The 17,919-nt window shown below is 62.4% G+C and carries 15 protein-coding genes and 1 tRNA gene; 6 read left to right on the top strand and 10 right to left on the bottom strand.

Translation table 11 applies throughout. The features are described from left to right. Positions 1-52: 52 nt before the first annotated feature. Genes ACN50D_RS25660 through ACN50D_RS25645 form a run of 4 tightly spaced genes read right to left on the bottom strand, consistent with a single transcriptional unit; the run spans position 53 to position 6,546 of the window. Positions 53-958, bottom strand: a complete 906-nt coding sequence (locus tag ACN50D_RS25660) for a TIGR03619 family F420-dependent LLM class oxidoreductase (RefSeq protein ID WP_158170853.1) — start codon at positions 956-958, stop codon at positions 53-55. Positions 959-961: 3 nt separating this feature from the next. Beyond that, on the bottom strand, positions 962-1,813 hold the full coding sequence (locus ACN50D_RS25655) for an SDR family NAD(P)-dependent oxidoreductase (RefSeq protein ID WP_047270312.1): 852 nt from the start codon (positions 1,811-1,813) through the stop codon (positions 962-964). A gap of 46 nt (positions 1,814-1,859) precedes the next feature. Then, on the bottom strand, positions 1,860-4,250 hold the full coding sequence (locus ACN50D_RS25650) for a putative bifunctional diguanylate cyclase/phosphodiesterase (protein WP_007728817.1): 2,391 nt from the start codon (positions 4,248-4,250) through the stop codon (positions 1,860-1,862). Beyond that, complete coding sequence (locus ACN50D_RS25645) at positions 4,243-6,546, bottom strand: putative bifunctional diguanylate cyclase/phosphodiesterase (protein WP_249342782.1); 2,304 nt, start codon at positions 6,544-6,546, stop codon at positions 4,243-4,245. Before ACN50D_RS25645 ends, ACN50D_RS25650 begins: the two co-directional genes overlap by 8 nt. Before the next feature lie 296 nt (positions 6,547-6,842). Here ACN50D_RS25645 and ACN50D_RS25640 point away from each other — a divergent pair, with 296 nt between their 5' ends. The 3 genes from ACN50D_RS25640 to ACN50D_RS25630 all read left to right on the top strand — a co-directional run bounded on the left by ACN50D_RS25640 (position 6,843) and on the right by ACN50D_RS25630 (position 9,653). Further along, complete coding sequence (locus tag ACN50D_RS25640; protein WP_073512633.1) at positions 6,843-7,520, top strand: TerD family protein; 678 nt, start codon at positions 6,843-6,845, stop codon at positions 7,518-7,520. 289 nt (positions 7,521-7,809) lie between these two features. Then, the gene (locus tag ACN50D_RS25635; RefSeq protein ID WP_007728824.1) at positions 7,810-8,004 is read left to right on the top strand and encodes a hypothetical protein; all 195 of its coding nucleotides are present in this window, start codon (positions 7,810-7,812) and stop codon (positions 8,002-8,004) included. A gap of 962 nt (positions 8,005-8,966) precedes the next feature. Further along, complete coding sequence (locus ACN50D_RS25630; protein ID WP_007728826.1) at positions 8,967-9,653, top strand: hypothetical protein; 687 nt, start codon at positions 8,967-8,969, stop codon at positions 9,651-9,653. 93 nt (positions 9,654-9,746) lie between these two features. Here ACN50D_RS25630 and ACN50D_RS25625 read toward each other — a convergent pair. The 6 genes from ACN50D_RS25625 to ACN50D_RS25600 all read right to left on the bottom strand — a co-directional run bounded on the left by ACN50D_RS25625 (position 9,747) and on the right by ACN50D_RS25600 (position 14,421). Continuing rightward, positions 9,747-9,823, bottom strand: a tRNA-Leu gene (locus tag ACN50D_RS25625). 34 nt (positions 9,824-9,857) lie between these two features. After that, the gene (locus tag ACN50D_RS25620; RefSeq protein WP_211920648.1) at positions 9,858-10,823 is read right to left on the bottom strand and encodes a Ppx/GppA phosphatase family protein; all 966 of its coding nucleotides are present in this window, start codon (positions 10,821-10,823) and stop codon (positions 9,858-9,860) included. Next, on the bottom strand, positions 10,820-11,365 hold the full coding sequence (locus ACN50D_RS25615) for a DUF501 domain-containing protein (protein ID WP_003946286.1): 546 nt from the start codon (positions 11,363-11,365) through the stop codon (positions 10,820-10,822). The genes ACN50D_RS25620 and ACN50D_RS25615 overlap by 4 nt, the downstream gene beginning before the upstream one ends. Next, complete coding sequence (locus ACN50D_RS25610; RefSeq protein WP_019744627.1) at positions 11,362-11,931, bottom strand: FtsB family cell division protein; 570 nt, start codon at positions 11,929-11,931, stop codon at positions 11,362-11,364. The genes ACN50D_RS25615 and ACN50D_RS25610 overlap by 4 nt, the downstream gene beginning before the upstream one ends. 176 nt (positions 11,932-12,107) lie before the next feature. Continuing rightward, on the bottom strand, positions 12,108-13,394 hold the full coding sequence (gene eno / locus ACN50D_RS25605; RefSeq protein WP_003946309.1) for a phosphopyruvate hydratase: 1,287 nt from the start codon (positions 13,392-13,394) through the stop codon (positions 12,108-12,110). A 214-nt stretch (positions 13,395-13,608) separates the two neighbouring features. Continuing rightward, positions 13,609-14,421, bottom strand: coding sequence for a lytic transglycosylase domain-containing protein (locus tag ACN50D_RS25600; RefSeq protein WP_116058051.1), 813 nt, complete (start codon positions 14,419-14,421; stop codon positions 13,609-13,611). A 140-nt stretch (positions 14,422-14,561) separates the two neighbouring features. Between ACN50D_RS25600 and efeU the strand changes: the two genes are divergently transcribed. Genes efeU through efeB form a run of 3 tightly spaced genes read left to right on the top strand, consistent with a single transcriptional unit; the run spans position 14,562 to position 17,896 of the window. Then, the gene (efeU, locus tag ACN50D_RS25595) at positions 14,562-15,464 is read left to right on the top strand and encodes an iron uptake transporter permease EfeU (RefSeq protein WP_003946279.1); all 903 of its coding nucleotides are present in this window, start codon (positions 14,562-14,564) and stop codon (positions 15,462-15,464) included. Positions 15,465-15,478: 14 nt separating this feature from the next. Beyond that, positions 15,479-16,609, top strand: coding sequence for an iron uptake system protein EfeO (gene efeO / locus ACN50D_RS25590; protein WP_193595087.1), 1,131 nt, complete (start codon positions 15,479-15,481; stop codon positions 16,607-16,609). After that, positions 16,610-17,896, top strand: a complete 1,287-nt coding sequence (gene efeB, locus ACN50D_RS25585; protein ID WP_211920650.1) for an iron uptake transporter deferrochelatase/peroxidase subunit — start codon at positions 16,610-16,612, stop codon at positions 17,894-17,896. It abuts the gene before it with no gap. Positions 17,897-17,919: the final 23 nt, after the last annotated feature.

The raw sequence follows: 17,919 nt of genomic DNA, 5'->3' as shown, positions 1-17,919 counted from the left end.
CAGGCTGCACTACAACACTTCGCACGATAGAACTACCGCCTCGACGCAATCGTCAGCGGGTCACCTTTGCGAAGGCCGCCACCAGCTCGCCGAACTCTGCCATCGCCGCATCCGGATCCGGATCTACTGCCGCCAGCGCAACCAGCACATCGGTGGCACCGGATTCGAGCAGCTGCTCGGCGCCGATCATCGTCGCCGGGAGGTCGATCGAACCGTCGGACCCGCGTACGACGGTCAGTCGCCCACGGACCTGCAATTCCGCTGGATCGCGTCCGAGATCCGCCATCGCTTTGCCGATGACGTCGATCCCTTCACGTAGGTCCTCGTCCGCGGCACCCATGATCGGAATCCACCCGTCACCCCAGGTTGCGACGCGTCGTACAACGGCCTTGGAGAGCGAACCGGACACCCAGATCGGGATTCCAGCGGCCGGACGGGGCGCGCAGTACACGTCGTCGAACTTCAGACGAGGGGTGTCGATGCTCGCTGGCGCCGAACTCCACAGGGCCCGGCACACTGCGAGAGCGTCGTCGAGCAGTGGTCCCCTTTTACCGAAGTCCATACCTGCCGCCTCGTATTCACGTTCCTGCCAACCGGTTCCGACGCCCAGGTCGAGTCGGCCCCCGGAGAGCAGATCGAGTGTCGCGGCCGTCTTGGCCAGTACCGCTCCCCCGCGCAGCGCCGCGATGACGATTCCGGTCCCCAAGCGAATTGTCTTCGTCTGTCCGGCAACAAAAGCCAGGACGGTCAGCGGCTCGAGCCAGTTGGCGTCGGGCTCGGTGGGGAACGCCGACCACGTGTACGCCGAGTTGTCCGAGCCCATCACCACGTGATCGGTGACGAGGACCCGGTCGAAGCCCGCAGCTTCCGCGCTCTGACAGACCTGCACGAGTTTCGCGTAGGAGTCCTCCGCGAGAGTGGTGCCGAAGTTGGGAACGTTCAGACTGAAAGTTGTCATGTGTCAAGCCTTTCGGGGCCGGTTGGTCCAGCCACCCTCTTCTGTGGGGAACCAGCCTCCGGCAGCGTGCGATCCGCCGTCGACGTGGATCACGGTTCCGGTGATGTATCTCGCCAGGTCGGAAGCCAGGAACAGTGCGGGGCCGGCAATGTCGACCGGCTGGCCCGGTCCGCCCAACGGTGCCCACCCCGGCCACTTGTCCCAGTCGTCGGCAGGAACGATCGTGCGATACGGCACCTGTACCGACTCGATCAGATCCGGGGCAATGGCGTTGACGCGCACTCCGGTTCGACCGATCTCCACACCAAGGCTCCTGGTGAACTGTGTCAGCGCGGCCTTGTATGCCGAGTACATCGTGTGGCCCGGGATCGCTCGATGCGCCTCCACCGTCGTCAGGTTCACGATCGATCCACCCACACCGCGGTCGATCAAGCCGGGAAGCAGGGCATGGGTCAGACGCACGACGTGATCGAAATTGATGCTGCCGGCCTCGGACCAGAAACCGGGATCCGTACCGGTGAACTCTGTCGGCGGGTTCAGGAAATGACCCACATTGTTCACAAGGACGTCCGGGGCGAACTCGGTCAACGCGACGGGGACTTCCCGCGTCCGCACGTCGTACTCGAGATAGTTGATCGAACCACCTGCAGCCAAGTCGAATTCGACGTCGCCAAGAGGAGCCACGTCGACAACCAGAACTGACGCGCCATGCGATGCAAATGCTCGAACAATCGCTGCGCCGATTCCCTGGGAACCGCCTGTGACCACTGCCTTCTTACCCACCAACATCGGCCCTGGGGAGTACGCCGATCCGACCACCACGAAGACACCCTTCTGCAGTTCGATGTGAAGCACTTCGGCGTACCGTCACACATCGAACGGCAAAACGGGCGCAAAGTTCTCACTCAGTGGTAGCCGCGACACCCCACCTGCTCGAACCGCCGAGTCGCCCATTCAAATAGTGCGGAATCTCGGCTGCCCGTATCGGCATTCCCTCGAGGTACCCCTGGATCACGTCACATCCGCACTCGGTCACTATCGCGCGCTGCCTCTCCGTCTCCACGCCCTCGGCGACGGTGTCCAGCCCCAGAGACTTGGCAATCGCGATGACGGCTCGCAAGACAGCGAACCTCGAATTCGAGGGATCCGCGTCCAGCGGTGCGACGAACGCCCGATCGATCTTCAACCGATCGAGCGGCAGCCGGGCCAAGCTGGCAACCGAGGAGAACCCGGTGCCGAAGTCGTCCATCGCAATGGCGATGCCGAGCGCCGAGAGCTGTACCAACACATCTCGGTCGGCGTCGTCGATGACCAACGATTCGGTCACCTCGATCTCGAGTCGGCTGGGGTGGAGGTTCACCTCGATCAGTGTCCGGCGTACCGAGTCGACGTATCGACTCGAACGCAGTTGCACCTGAGAAACATTGACGGCAACCCGAATGTCCTCCGGCCACGTTGTCGCCGCCGTGCAGGCAGCCCTCAGAACACCTGCACCGATCGGCACGATCAAGCCGGTTTCCTCGGCGACCGAAATGAAGTCTCCCGGCGAGACGAGACCTGAAGTCGGATGGTTCCACCGCAGCAGAGCCTCGAACCCGACGACAACTCCCGTCGCGGCCGAGACCTGTGGCTGATAAACCAACTCGAACTCTTCGTCGATCAACGCACGACGAAGATCCAACAATGCCCTGGCCCTACCTGTCGCACGATCCCGCAAAGTCGCATCGAAGGCGCGAATCTGGTTCCGACCGCTCTCCTTTGCGTGGTAAAGCGCGAGGTCCGCGACAATCACCAGGTCTTCGAGGCTGTCGGCGTCGTCGGGCATCGAGCCGTACCCCAGACTGGCACGAATGCGAATCTGGTTGCCGACCAGTGAAAATGGTCGTTCGAATGAGTCGAGAATCGTTTGGAATCTCTTCTCCACCTCATCTGCACTCCCGATGTCGTCGAAGGCTAGGTCGTCGAAGGCGATGGCGAACTCGTCACCCCCCAGTCGGCCACAGATCTCGTTCGATCGCAGAACGCTGTGCAGTCTGCCGGCAACATCGCGAAGCACGTCGTCTCCGATGTGGTGTCCCAACCGGTCGTTGATCGACTTGAAGTTGTCCAGATCCAGAATTGCCAGCCACACCCTGTGTCCGTCCCGAATCCGCGAAGACAGTTGAGCGTTGAAGCTGTACCGATTTCTGAGACCGGTCAACGAATCGATCTCTGCCAATCGCAAGATGTTCTGGCGCTGGTGATACGAGTGCGTGATATCGGATCCGACACCGCGCCACCCGTAGGTCGCCCCATCGCCACTGCCCGGGTGACCTGACATCGACCACCAGCGAGTATCGCCCCGAACGACGACCTGCATGGTGAGGTCCCGAAACGCCGTCCCGGCTTGAAAATTCGCGGCGAGGAGATCAAGGGACTTCCTGCCCACATCTGTTCGGGACGCGCCGATCCCGATCAGGATCTCGTGCATTGTGCGGCCCCGAATCTGTGCTGCCGGCAAACCGACCTGCTCGGCGAATCGATACGACACGGTACTGGCGATACCGCGCGAATCGGTCTCCCAGAGCCAATCCTGTGCTCCGTCTTCGAGATCGTTGAGCAACAACTCGACGAGATCTCGTTCGTCCTCGGCTATGAGTTCGGCGCGTAGCCGTCTCTCGAAAAGTTTGGCCAACAGCAAAGTTCCGCTGTAGAGCGAACCTACAAAGACGACCAGCACCCCGATCAGCACGAAACGCGATGTGCCCGGTTCCGTCCAGAACGCCCCGGCCAACCCGACTCCCACCAGGCTGATCCAGACCACAGTGATTCCGCGAAACATCATGGTGGGAAACACGCCGACCGCGATCCCACCGATCAAGGTCGAGCTCAGTACCAACTCGTCACGAGGATCGAGCATCGGGAAGAGAACGAGAGCCAAGCACGCCAGGAGCACTCCCCAGACAATGATTTCGACTGTGAGTACCACCAGTTCGGTGGTCTGGGACTCGGAGACGCCGAGACGCGAGCGCCGGAGCCAATACACACTGAATCCAGCGCTCGACAACAGCATGACGCTCGACCAGGCGAAGGTGAACCATCCGGCATCCACCGGCAGAAGCACCACGATCGCTGACAAGGCAACCGCCGCGGTCAGAAACGACCACGGCAGTACGCGCGCGGTGAACCGCAGTCGTCGATCGAGTAGGCGACGGCGATCGTAATCCGAGAGGTGTTGTTCCGTGCCGCTGCGACCGAGTTTGCGCACCGACGTCCCGACGCGACGCCTACGGAGTACTGCCGGGTCACCCACGTCGGCCTGCTACCGCCGCTGCGACCGCGTCGACCGACATGGCTCCGCCGGCGATGTATCCCTGAACAGTCCTCACCCTTGCAGCGGCCACGGACTTCAAGTCTTCCTCGCCGTCGACTCCCGAGACGACGACCTCCATTCCCAACGCGTCGACCAGATCCACGACAGCTTCGAGGATCGACCGTCCACCAGGCACTGCACCCGAAATGGAGCGCTCTATCCGGACTCGGGTGAACGGAAGGCCGGACAGTGATGCGAGCGAGGAGAATCCGGCGCCGAACTCGTCCACGGTCAGCGCGATTCCCATGTCCGCGATGGCGTGCAACGCAAACTTGGACTCGTCGGTGATCGCCGATGATTCGTTGAGTTGGAGCTCGAGCTGATGTGCACTGACACCTGATCGTCGAAGCGAATCCCCTATCGCGACGACAAAGGAATCCGATTCGAGCTGACGCGTCGATACCGCGACGGCTACCCGCAGGTGATCAGGAAGGCGGGACGCCGCCTCGCAGGCCAACTCGAAGACGGTAGTCCCCAGTGAGTACGCCAAACCGGTGTCGTCTGCGACGCTCATGAATTCGGCGGACGTAACGGCACCGAGGCGGGCGTTGTGCCAGATCACGCGGACTTCCACGGCCACGATCTCGCGGGAAACCACGTCGATCCTGGGCAACAGCTCGAGTTCGAGGTCCTTCTCCGCGACAGTGTTTCCCAGATCTTCGATCAGGCGGGCCCGCCGATCGGCCACGGACTTCATCGAGTCTCGATATTCACGTACGGCACCGCGCCCGGATTCCTTTGCCGCGAACAAGGCCAGGTCCGCAGCGCCCATCATCTCGTCGGCGGAGGACGGCAGCTCGTCGGGGAGGTAGTACCCGATGCTGCATCCGATCTCCAACCGCGTACCGGCCACTGTGATCGGCTCGTGCAGAGTTTCGATGTAGCGGCCGAGCAGAGTACGAACTTGTGAGCTGTCACCCACATCGGTGAAAAGAACCGCGAACTCGTCTCCCCCCAGACGTGCGAACAACTGTGACACCCCGCCGGCTTCGGACAGGCGATCCGCGACCTCTCGCAGAACCGCGTCGCCAACGGTGTGTCCCAGTGTGTCGTTGACCGACTTGAAGTTGTCGAGGTCGAGCATGGCCAACGCGAGACCACTTTCGCTTGTGTACGGCTCGCGCAGCAGTCGCTCGAGCTCGGTCCAGAAGCTGTGCCGGTTCGGCATACCGGTGAGTGCGTCCACACGACCCATCCGCACGATCTCGTCACTCTGCAGTTTTACTTCCGTGACGTCGGAACCGACTCCTCGCCAGACGAACTCGTCGGGTGTACGGCCGGGGCGCGGGCGTCCGGAGATCTGCCACCACCGAATTTCACCGTGAACTCGGACCGGAACGAGCACGTCGACGAATGCGGTCTTCGTGTGGCGGGCCTGCTGCAACTCCATGAGCGCATCGATCCCGCCGGGGATCCGTAGGGTGCCCAACTCCATGAACAGGTCCTGCCACGCCGTTCCCTGCAACTCGGTGGAGTCCAGCCCCGCTTCGACCGCGAGCCGCGTCGGGATTCGGTTGAACTTGCCTTTCTGGTCCGTCTCCCACACGAAGTCCCCGGCGTTGCCTTCGAAGTCGTCGAGAAGCATCTGCACGACCGATCGTTCCGACGCGGCGCTCAATTCAGCTCGATAGCGAGATTCCAGGTTGCCCGAGACCACTATCGTGCCGCCGATCAGAGCCGCGCCATAGGCGATCATTCCAATGAGAATTCGTTCGAACTCGGGTCCCGGCTGAAGCCAGAATGCCACCCCGAGGATTATCAGATTGGACAGGACCCAGGTGACCCCCACCACTCGCAACATCGCGGTGGCCACGGCTCCGGCACCGGTGATCGATGTGGTGACCGCTATCAGGATCAGATCGCCGGAATCGTCCAGGATCGGGTACAGGACCAGGGCGAGCGAGGAATACAGGATCCCGACTACAGCAAATTCGACGATGAGAAACGCGTAGGACATCCGGTACGTGGGTGTGATCAGGTTGAAATGAATGGCGAGACCCACGCACATCCCCACCAACCCGATCACGCCGGACAGCAATGGCCACACACGCGGCAGCGGTCCGCCGTCCGGGGGAATCACATACAACGTCAGCCCGAGTGTGACGACGAGGTGGACGGCAGCGGCCCATGGCAGCACGCCGAAGGTAACGGCTATCTGCTCACGAGTTACGTCATCACGTTGGGCGGGCGTCAGTCTTTCTCTCTGGCGGGGTTGCAGAAGCGACAGGACTGGCATCACTTACCTCCCGCTCCCACGACGCAATTGAATCGGACGTCCGACTCAGCAATTCTTCCGTAATTGGACGTTGCCGTGTCAACCAGTGCGTCCACCCTATTTCGGAGTCGCGTCTGCCCACAGACACAGTAATCAGCAAACTGCTGGTCTGCCGCAAGTTGGCGCCGCAAGTTTGATGCCTATGGGTTGAAATCAGACATGAGGGACAATGGCCGGAGATCGCCGATCACGTCGGTGGAGATTCCTCGACGGGTAACACGATCGGACTCATTCGAGTTCAGACAAGGACTATCACGATGGCAATCGACTACACCCGACGTTCCGGCGAGTCCACTCCGTCGCAAGCACCGGTCAGCCTGAGCAAGATCACGCTCACAAAATCGGCGCCGACGGTCAACCTCGCGAAGGCGGGTGAACGACAAGGCAATATGCGCGTGAACCTCAACTGGTCACAGGGGGCACCACCGAAGAAGACCGGTTTTCTCGCCAAGCTCGCCGGCGCAGGCTCTGGTGCGGTCGACCTGGACCTCGGATGCCTCTACGAACTTGCCGACGGGTCCAAGGGAGTAGTTCAGGCCTTGGGTAACAGTTTCGGTTCACTGACTTCTCCGCCCTACATCTCCCTCGACGGCGACGACCGCAGTGGTGCGAACACCGGCGGCGAGAACATGCACGTCAATCTTGGTGACCCAAGCGCTTTCCGGCGAATCCTGATCTTCGCGATGATCTACGACGGCGCTCCCAACTGGGCGGCGGTGGACGGCGTCGTCACCTTGTATCCCACCAACGGGCCGGAAGTGGAAGTGCGACTCAACTCCGCCAGCAACCAGGAGCGACTGTGCGCAATCGCTCTCATCCAGAGTTCAGGTCAGGGCGTGACGGTGACCCGTGAAGTTCAGTACATCAACGGCAGTCAGTCAGATCTCGATCGGGCCTACAACTGGGGAATGAAATGGGCTGCCGGACGAAAGTAGGGGCTGCGGACGGGATCTCCCCCATCCGAATGACAATGTCCGAATCATCCACAATGTCGCAAGTTACTGGATAGTGTCGAGAAGTGGGGTCGGACATGAGGGGTCACGCTCGACACCGATAGTGGGTCGGTGACGCTATGTGCTTGGCGGCGCCGACGTTCGACCGGAAAGGCCCTCGATTTCCCCCGAGATCGAGGGCCTTTTCGTATCTTGCGTCACTGTTCACACCCTTTCATTAGTTGATCGTTAAACTAGGCGTTCGTCCAACATGCACCGATGGAGAACGTGAATGTCCACGAATTCAGATCGACGCCCGCGCCTGCCCGTGAGAATCGCCTACCTCGCCGCAGGAGTTCTCTTTGTCGCCGCCATGCTCCTGTTGGCAAGCGTCGTCAACCCTGATCGGGACCGCGATTTCTCGATGAACCACGTCCCCGCGGGGACGTCGACGACCGCCTTCGCCGCAACGTCCGACCTCGGCTAACGAAGGTACCGGTACGTAAGTGGCGCACGTCACGAACTGTGGGTAGTTTCAACGCCGATGGTTCGCCGTAGGTCGGTATTGAGAGGGACGGCCAACCACTGCCCTGCCTGGTTGCCCCACCCAAGCAGGCAGGGCACCCCAGATCAGGCAGGCACCCCAGATCAGGCAGGCACCCCCGATAATTTAAGCCTCAAGTAACTGTTACTCGGGAAAGACTTGTATCAAACGGGGACGAATCGTACATTTCATCCGGCAGTCGGCCTTCGTCCGACGCCTTTACCGTCAATGTCGACGGAACTTCTCTGAACACCACCACAAGTCGGCCACTTGTCGTGACCGCATTCGTCCTCGCGAAAGGCTCGCCCATGTTCGATTTCTTCGGCGCAATCTCCGGCTTCTTCGGCCTACTGTTCGGCACCGGCTCGTCGAGCGGGAGCTCGGGAGGAAGCAGCGACGCACCCGTCGCCCCGCCTACCTGATCCACAAGCCTCACCCGGCACCGATCCGCCGGGTGAGGCTCTCGCGAATCTCTTTGAAACACAACGTAACAGCACTTCAACTCCACCGACTTTTCTGCGGATCCACGCCGACACACTCCGGCGTCCGGACAGTTTCACCACATCGCCTGCAGTAATGGGTCCTGTGTCCGCCATTCTCCGTCGAGGCACACCCGCAGACCTCCCAACCGACAAGGCATGTGTTCGCCGTGAGCCGGTGTCCGTTGGGGCAGCAGTCCGGGGATTGCTCGGTCAACCGCATCTCCACATTTTCGCACACATGTTCGACAACTTGATACTGCACGCTGCACATTCGATTGCACCGGCCGCTTCCGGTCGGCCCGAGCGCAACTATCCCTTCCGTCACTTCGGTCTGCTTTAATACGAAGGCTTTGTCGGGGGTTTACCAATGTCCGAAGTTGTCGAGTTTCTGCGAGCACACGCAGGCGAACACGGGGTTGAACTATGGGTTTCTTCAAGAAGGCGGCAGTGACTGCTCTAGCGGTCGCTGCAGTCGGAGCATCAACAGGGATCGCATCAGCTGATCCGTCGACCGACGTGAATTACGAAGCGAAGGTCGTCGACAAGTCGATCGTCACCACCATCGATGCCGGGCTGTTCAAGGTATCCGGCGACGGCAAGTCCGTCGTCTTGCAGGACAGCAAGGGAGCCGACCTTGTTTCCCTGCCTCTCGCATACAACCTCGGGGATCTACAGTTCCCCTTCGATCGCACGATCAGTGAAGACGGTAAGACCCTCACGCTGACACCGATCACCGATTCGGCGAAGGCAACACCTCGACCCGAGAGTGCGCCTGCGGCAAAGGAATGGACGCCCGTCGCCTCGCCCGAGGAGAATGATCGGGCGATTGCGCACTTCCAGAGCCAACTCGGACTCGGCACTCAGGTCGGCAGCCTGCTCGGCACCATCGTCGGCGCCGGAATCGGTTGCGCTGTCGGCGCTCCGCTGGGCTTGACCATCGTCGGACTCCCCGTCGCCGCGGCACTGTGCCTGGGTGGCCTCGCAACAGGCGCCGGAATCGGCGGTGTCGCCGGAACGATCCTCGGCGGCGGCGGCGCGGCTGTCGTAGCCGGCATCGATCTCGTCAACACGCTGAATGCTCCTGCAGGGACGACCGTCTGGGCTCAGTAGCCACTTGGTGGTCAGTCGCTGCTCCACGGAAAGCCCCGCCCGCCCGAAGAGGACGAGCGGGGTTTTTCGATTCAATGTGCAGGAGGATCTACGTGGTGCCCCCAGTCGGACTCGAACCGACACTTGACGGATTTTAAGTCCGTTGCCTCTGCCAATTGGGCTATGGGGGCCTTGCCGCACCCGACGGGTCGGGTGCGGCAGGGATCAGACTATCGGGTCGGTCTGAGCTACCGACATCGCGATGCCGTCGAGTATGTCGTGTTCGCTGACAACCAGTTCGGCGATCCCGGCTTTGGCTTCGAACGCTTGAGCCAGCACCGTGGTGATGATCGCTCCGCCGCCGATGACGTCCACCCGCCCCGGATGCATCGGGCCGAAGGCAGCACGATCAACCCGAGGCATAGCAATGAGACGCTCGCACACGTCGAACAGTTGATTGAACGAAATCCTCGACAGGTGCACCTTCTCGGCGTCGTACTCCGGAAGTTCCTGCGCGATCGCGGCCAGCGTCGTCATGGTTCCAGCGACACCCACCCACGTGTGCGCCTTCTCGACGGGTACGGCCTCGAACGCCTCGGCAAGTTTCGCGGTCGCGAAAGCCGTCGCCTCGGAAACCTGCTCTGCTGTAGGCGGATCCGACGGTAAGCACCGCTCCGTGACGCGCACACAGCCGATGTCGGTGGAGTACGCAGCTTGGACGCCCGACGTGTCGCCGAGGACAACTTCGGTGGATCCGCCGCCGAGATCGACCACCACGAAGGGGCCCTCCGACGGATCGAGTTCTCCCACAGCACCGCTGAACGAGAGGCGCGCCTCTTCGTCGCCGGAGATGACCTCTGCTCCGGATCCGGGAATCACCGCGCCGAGCACGTCCCGCGTCATCGTGAAGAATTCTTCCCGATTCGCAGCGTCGCGAGTAGCCGAGGTGGCGACCATGCGAACGGCGGTTGCTCCGGCATCGGCGATCATCGACGCGTACTCGACCAGCGCGACCCGGGTGCGTTCGATGGCCTCGGGCGCGAATGTCCCTGTCGCATCAACACCTTGACCGAGTCGCACGACGCGCATCTCGCGCCGGACATCCACCAGACGACCGTCGGCGCCGACGTCCGCGATCAGCAGTCGAATGGAGTTGGTACCGCAATCGACTGCGGCGACACGGCGAGTCACCGGTCGGTGTTGTCGGCATCGTCGATGCCAGGCCAGTCCGCGGGAATTGCAGTGCCGCGCAGCTTTCCGTGACCGGCCAACGCGACGGACTCGTCACCGAGCGGATTGACGCCGGGTCCCTTGGCAAGCGAATGTGCCATCAGCACGTGCAGGCACTTGACACGATCCGGCATCCCACCGCCGGCAAAGTCGGTTCCCAGAGATTCGATCGCGTCCCGCTCGGCAAGGTACGACTCGTATGCCCGTCGGTAGGCCGCGGCAAGTTCCGGATCCTGGGTCAGGCGTTCGGTCATTTCACGCATGACGCCGGCGGATTCCTGACGGCTCGCTTCGGCAGTCAGTCGCGGGTCCGTGAGGTAGTACAACGTCGGGAACGGTGTTCCGTCCGGAAGTTTGGGGGCGGTCTTGACCACGCCCGGCTGACCGTCCGGGCTGCGGTACGCGATCTCGATCACTCCGCGTGGCTCACGGCCCAATTGAGCGGCAACGGCGTCGAGATCCGCTTGTGAAACCTGTGGGGAATTTTCGGACGTGTTGCTCACCCGGTGGGTACTCCTTGTTCTTCTGGCTCTATCGGCGCCAACGGCATCGGGGCCGGTGTCGTCGTCTCGGGAACCACTGGCGGTTCCGAAATCGTTTGCCACAGATCGCGATACCACGGACCTGTGAGCGGTGTTTCCTTTTCTTGCTTCTTCTCGGGTTCCTTGTAGTCACCGGGAAGCTGAACCTGGAACGGGGTCTCGCCCGGTTTGACGTACCGAAGGCGTTCTCGTGCAAGAGCTTCGATGTACGCAGGGTCGTCGAAGCGCGCGTTCTGCCCTTGCAGCTTTCGCAGCTCTTCCTCGAGTACCTGACGTTCGGCCGCCACCTGCGCGGCATCCGAACGCTGGCTGATGTAAGTACGGAGCGGCACTGCCAGTGTCAGCGCCAGCATGAGCACAACCATCGCGAGCACAACTGCCCGACTGGTGGACAAGCCGAAAATGGTGTTGTCCGACTTCGGAAGCCGAGACCAGAACTTGTTGGTTCCGCTCTTCCCCCGGGCCGACTTCGACCCTCGCGCCGACGCTTTCTCGGCGGAGACACCCGGTTGCGCGGGGTCTGTCACAGCGGACTCGACTGCTTCCGGATCTACCGAAGGTTCCGACACGCGTGGGCGTCGGGCACTGTCCCGACGCGCACGCGACGGTGTGTCCCCACGACGGGAACCACGACCCCCCGGACTTCCGCCGGGGGATCGTGGCTTACCGCGCTGTGCAGACACTACTGAATCTTAGATTTCCGTCAGGCCTCGAAAGCGAAGCGCGGGAACGCAACCTCGCCGGCGTAACGTGCTGCGTCGCCGAGGTTTTCCTCGATGCGCAGCAGCTGGTTGTACTTGGCAACGCGCTCGCTGCGTGCCGGAGCACCGGTCTTGATCTGGCCGCTGCCGACGGCAACCGCGAGGTCGGCGATGGTGGTGTCCTCGGTCTCGCCGGAACGGTGGCTCATCATCGTCTTGTAGCCGTTGCGGTGAGCGAGATCGACGGCATCGAGGGTCTCGGTCAGGGTGCCGATCTGGTTGACCTTCACCAGGAGTGCGTTGGCCGCACCCTTGACGATGCCTTCTTCGAGGCGCTCGGGGTTGGTGACGAAGAGGTCGTCGCCGACGAGCTGGATCTTGTTGCCGATCTGATCGGTGAGTGCGACCCAGCCGTCCCAGTCGTCTTCGTCGAGCGGATCCTCGATGGAAACGAGCGGGTAGGCGTCGATGAGCTCGGCGTAGAACGCCGCCATCTCGGCCGCGGTGCGGTTCTTGCCCTCGAACTTGTAGCCGGTGCCGTCGGTGTAGAACTCGGTGGCAGCGACGTCGAGAGCGAGCGCGACGTCGGTACCCAGCTTGAGGCCGGTCTTGTTCACGGCGATCGTGATGAGGTCGAGTGCTTCCTTGGTGCCTGCGACGTCGGGCGCGAATCCGCCTTCGTCGCCGAGACCGGTGGAGAGGCCCTTCTCCTTGAGAACCGACTTCAGAGAGTGGTAGACCTCGGCGCCCCAGCGCAGCGATTCCTTGAAGCTCGGTGCGCCGATGGGAGCAACCATGAACTCCTGGACGTCGACGCCGGTGTCTGCGTGCGCGCCACCGTTGAGGATGTTCATCATCGGGACAGGGAGAACGTGAGCGTTGGGGCCACCGACGTAGCGGAACAGCTCGAGGCCCGAGGACTCGGCGGCGGCGCGAGCCACGGCAAGCGAGGCACCGAGCAGAGCGTTTGCGCCGAGACGCGACTTGTCCGGGGTGCCGTCCGCGTCGAGCAGCGCCTGGTCGACCGTGCGCTGCTCGGTTGCGTCGATGCCGATGATGGCAGGAGCGATCTCGCCGAGCACAGCCTCCACGGCCTTCTCGACGCCCTTTCCGCCGTAGCGTGCGCCACCGTCGCGCAGTTCGACGGCTTCGTGCTCACCCGTCGAAGCGCCGGACGGCACCGCAGCCCTGGCGAAACTTCCGTCTTCGAGCAGAACCTCGACCTCAACCGTGGGGTTACCACGGGAATCAAGGATCTCGCGAGCTCCGACCTGCTCAATACTGGCCACTGTGTGGTTCTCCTTCGAATGGGCTTCGCATTGGGGCACGCTCTGCGTGCTTGACACTTGGGCTCCGACCCCTCCGGTCGAAAGAGGACCACGATCGCGGCTGGGCCTCTGCAGTGCCAGCACCTCTGTAGTGCCAGCACACAGCCTAACCGCACGGGCCGAAGGCTTCTTTATCGACGCGCGGTCACGGGTCCGACCTGCGGATCGATCACCGTCAGTCCGGCCGTACCCCGACTGAATACGCCGACGCACGATCACGAACGAGCGCGAGATAGTCGCCCGAGAGGTTGTACGCCATCAGTGCCTGCTGCCATCCGGCAGCGGAAGTGAGGTCTCCCCCGCGTGCACACAGGTAGCGGGCGGCCGTGAGGGCAGCGTCGTCGATGTTGTCGGGGTCCACCCGGCCGTCGCCGTTGGCGTCGACTCCCCACTTGAGCCACGTCTCGGGGATGAACTGCATGGGCCCCATCGCACGGTCGTGCACTGGATCGCCGTCCATCGCCCCGCCGTCGGTGTCGGGGATCTCGGCAACTCCCGGGCCACCGTCGAGAGGGATTCCCCGAATGATCGGAGCAACCTGGCCGAACGCGTCGACCGACGAGCCGTCGTAGGTCCCGTGGCGGCTCTCGACGCTGCCGATACCGGCCAAAGTTGTCCACCCGATTCCGCAGCCGGGAAGCGTCTCGGCCATCACCGCGGCGGCGTACCCGTAGGCCTCGAGTGCCGTCGTCCCGATCCCGATGTCGTCCGACAATCCCGCTGCCCAGTCGGCGAGTTGATCAGCACTGCGGCCGGGAGCATTGATGTCGATCGGCGGCGTCGGAGAGCCGGTACCTGGGGGTATGCCCTCCGGAATGGCTACTTTCGGTTCGTTCGATCCGCAAGCCACGACGCCTGCGCCCAGCAAAGCTGTTCCGGCAGCTACTGCTGCTACGGCTCGCGAGAGACGCCGGGGACTTCTGCGGGCTGCGGGAGTTCGGTACACCCCTCCATCATCCACATGCGAGTGAACTACTCCCGAATCCATTGGTAAAGAACAGCAAAAGTACAGGTGAGAGCATGGTTCGCCGTCGATGATGGAGTATCTTCTTCTGAGTTAAGGCTGGCCTAGCCTCATGCGTTCGTCAGAAGCTGTTGCACTCACTCAGTCAGGAGTCGCCCGTGCCCGTGTCGGTACTCGCTGCCGCGAGCACACCATCAGTTGCCACCCAGTTATTCGGCAGTGGCCTGATCGGTCTGCGCGAAGGCCTCGAAGCGGGCATCGTGGTGATGATTCTCGCCGCCTACCTCGTGAAGGCGCAGCGCAAGGACGCACTGAAATGGGTGTGGCTCGGCGTCGCGATCGCCGTCGCGATGGTGGCGATCATCTTCTTCGCGATCCACTACGGAACGTCGACGGTCGACGGCCTGACCGCAGAGATCATCGCGGGCGTTGCCTCCCTGATCGCCGTCGTCATCGTCACGATCATGGTCCTGTGGATGCGCACGGCCGCCAAAAACATTTCCGGAGATCTGAAAGCGGGGATGGAGAAGGCGTTGATCGCCGGACCCGTCGCCATCTTGTCGCTGTCGTTCTTCGCGGTCGGTCGTGAAGGCGTCGAGACTGCATTGCTCATGGTCGGTTACGCCGAGAACACCGCAGGCAGCTCCTGGCCGTTGGTCGGACTGCTCCTCGGAATTCTCCTGGCCGCCGTCTTGACCGTCGCCATGTACTTCGGCGCCCTCCGTCTCAACCTGACGACCTTCTTCCGGTACACGGCGATCTTCCTCATCGTCGTAGCCGCCGGAATCCTCTCGTACGGTGTTCGCGCTCTGCAGACCGGAAACGTCCTGCCGGGCGGTTCGAATCTCGCGTTCAACCTGACACCCGGCTACGACCCGTCGACCTGGTACGGCACCGTCCTCGCCGGAATCTTCAACTTCCGCCCGGACCCGACCGTCCTGCAAGCCGTCGCATGGGTCGTCTACCTCGTAGTCGTCCTCGCGCTCTTCCTGCGTCCCCTTCCGTCGAGCCCATCGGAACCGACAACCCCGCCTGCGCACGACACACACGTTCCCGAAAAATCCTGAGAGGCATTGCCGACATGCGTAAATCCACCCTCGTACTGGCCACGGCCGCGGTACTTCCCTTCTCCCTCGCCGCATGCACCGAGAAGACGACCGCGAGCGACGGCGACATCGTCGTCACGGCCACCGACGATTCGTGTGACGTCAGTGCCACCACTGGAACCACTGGCAGTGCGACGTTCCAGGTGACGAACAACGGCTCGAAGGTCACCGAGTTCTACGTCTTCGCCGAGGGCGATCGAGCGATGGGCGAAGTCGAGAACATCGGCCCCGGCCTTACCCGGCAGCTGATCGTCTCCCTCCCCGAGGCTGCGACCTATCAACTCGCGTGCAAGCCGGGCATGGTCGGAACCGGCATCCGTCAGGACTTCGTCGTCACGGGCGATTCGCAGGCGGCCACCGACGAGAGCGGCCAGCTCGCCGAAGCTGCCGACGGTTACCGTCGCTACATCCGCAGCCAGATCGTCGCGCTGCAGGACACCGCAGCTCAGTTCGTCGCCGCCGTCCAGTCCGGCAACGTCGACCAGGCGAAGGCACTCTTCCCGATCGCACGTACCTACTACGAGCGCATCGAACCCGAAGCCGAGAGCTTCGGCGAACTCGATCCCAAGCTGGACCTGCGCGAAGCGGATCTGGAGCCCGGTCAGGTCTGGACGGGATTCCACCGCCTCGAGAAGGATTTGTGGGTGACCGGGCTTCAGCCGGATACCAACGCGGTCGCCGATCAACTGCTCGAAGACATTCAGTATCTTGCCGACCAGGTGAATGCCGAGGATTACACGATCGATCCAACCAAGATCGCCGGCGACGCCCAAGGACTGCTCGACGAGATCTCGACTTCCAAGATCACCGGTGAGGAAGACATCTTCTCGCACACCGACCTGTGGGATTTCCAGGCCAACGTCGACGGCTCGCAAGCGGCGATCGCGGCACTGAACCCGATCCTGCAGGAACGTAATCCCGAGCTCGCCCAGCGCATCGCTGACCGATTCGCCGACCTCGACGCTGCGCTGGCGCAGTTCCGGGTCGGCGACGGATTCGTGTACTACGACACCGTCACCGAGGCGCAGCGTCAGGAACTCTCGCGTAAAATCGATGCACTGTCCGCCGAGGTCAGCCAGGTCCAGGAAGTAGTCGCGGGACAGTAGATGACTGATTCACCAGAAGGCACACCCGCTGCGGAAAACGCAGCACCGCACGCAGTCTCACGACGCCGACTGTTCGGCGCCGTGGGGGCCGGCGCCGTTCTGGCCGGTGCCGGTGCCGTCATCGGGCGGGTGACCGCCGACGAGAGTTCCGGCGCCGATCACGCAGACGTGGTCGCCTTTCGCGGCGAGCATCAGGCAGGCATCACGACGCCGGCCCAGGATCGTATGCACTTCGTCGCTTTCGATGTGACGACGAAGTCGCGCGACGAACTGATCACGCTGCTGCAGACGTGGACGGCGATGGCCGAACGAATGACGGCGGGTCAGGAAGCAACCGAAGACGGAGCGACCGGCGACGGTCCGTATGCACCACCGAGCGATACGGGTGAGGCACTCGATCTCGCGCCGTCGCAACTCACCCTGACCATCGGATTCGGACCGTCACTTTTCGACGACCGTTTCGGGCTCGCAGACAAGAAACCTGCTGCCCTGCTCGATCTCCCCCACTTCCGGGCGGACAACCTCGACCCGAATCGGAGCGGGGGCGACATCGCCATCCAAGCGTGCGCCAACGACCCCCAGGTTGCCGTCCATGCGATCCGCAACCTCGCGCGAGTCGCGTTCGGGACCGCGTCGGTCAAATGGTCACAACTCGGGTTCGGACGAACATCCTCGACCTCGACGACGCAGGCGACGCCACGAAATCTGTTCGGGTTCAAGGACGGAACAGCCAACATCAAGGCGGAAGATCCGGACGCACTCGCCCAGCACGTCTGGGTTGATCCCACTGACGATCAGGCCTGGATGGCAGGCGGATCATTCCTCGTCGCCAGACGAATCCGCATGCTGATCGAGCAGTGGGATCGCGCAGTACTCAAGGAACAGGAAGCTGTCATCGGCCGCTCCAAACGCAGCGGAGCGCCGCTCGGCGGCAAGGACGAGTTCGACGAGCTCGATCTCGATTCCAAAATGGGACACGACTTCGTCATCCCGGAGGATTCACACGTGCGCCTGGCCTCTGCCGAGGAACTCGGTGGGATTCAGATCTTGCGCCGCGGATACAACTTCACGGACGGCTCCGATGGCTTCGGCCACCTGGACGCGGGACTGTTTTTCGTTGCGTACTGCCGGAATCCGGTCGAGCAGTTTGTTCCGATGCAGCAAAACCTTTCACGACACGATGCGCTGAACGAATACATCCAGCACGTCGGTTCTGCGGTCTTCGCTTGCCCCGGCGGTCTCGCCGACGGGAGCTACTGGGGCGAAACACTGTTCAACCCCAAATAGTCGATCAATTGGTTGGATACCAC

The sequence above is a fragment of the Rhodococcus sp. SB1D genome (assembly GCF_048573875.1).
In the GTDB taxonomy this organism is placed as follows: Bacteria; Actinomycetota; Actinomycetes; order Mycobacteriales; family Mycobacteriaceae; genus Rhodococcus_F; species Rhodococcus_F qingshengii.
The sequence above is the reverse complement of the archived record's forward strand: the minus strand, read 5'-3'. Positions and strand labels throughout refer to the sequence as shown.

Bases quoted from the DNA above. Each gene is read 5' to 3' on its own strand.
- ACN50D_RS25645 (WP_249342782.1), bottom strand. From the start codon at position 6,546: ATGCCAGTCCTGTCGCTTCTGCAACCCCGCCAGAGAGAAAGACTGACG.
- ACN50D_RS25640 (WP_073512633.1), top strand. From the start codon at position 6,843: ATGGCAATCGACTACACCCGACGTTCCGGCGAGTCCACTCCGTCGCAA.
- efeB (WP_211920650.1), top strand. From the start codon at position 16,610: ATGACTGATTCACCAGAAGGCACACCCGCTGCGGAAAACGCAGCACCG.
- ACN50D_RS25660 (WP_158170853.1), bottom strand. From the start codon at position 958: ATGACAACTTTCAGTCTGAACGTTCCCAACTTCGGCACCACTCTCGCG.
- efeO (WP_193595087.1), top strand. From the start codon at position 15,479: ATGCGTAAATCCACCCTCGTACTGGCCACGGCCGCGGTACTTCCCTTC.
- ACN50D_RS25630 (WP_007728826.1), top strand. From the start codon at position 8,967: ATGGGTTTCTTCAAGAAGGCGGCAGTGACTGCTCTAGCGGTCGCTGCA.
- ACN50D_RS25600 (WP_116058051.1), bottom strand. From the start codon at position 14,421: ATGGATTCGGGAGTAGTTCACTCGCATGTGGATGATGGAGGGGTGTAC.
- ACN50D_RS25635 (WP_007728824.1), top strand. From the start codon at position 7,810: ATGTCCACGAATTCAGATCGACGCCCGCGCCTGCCCGTGAGAATCGCC.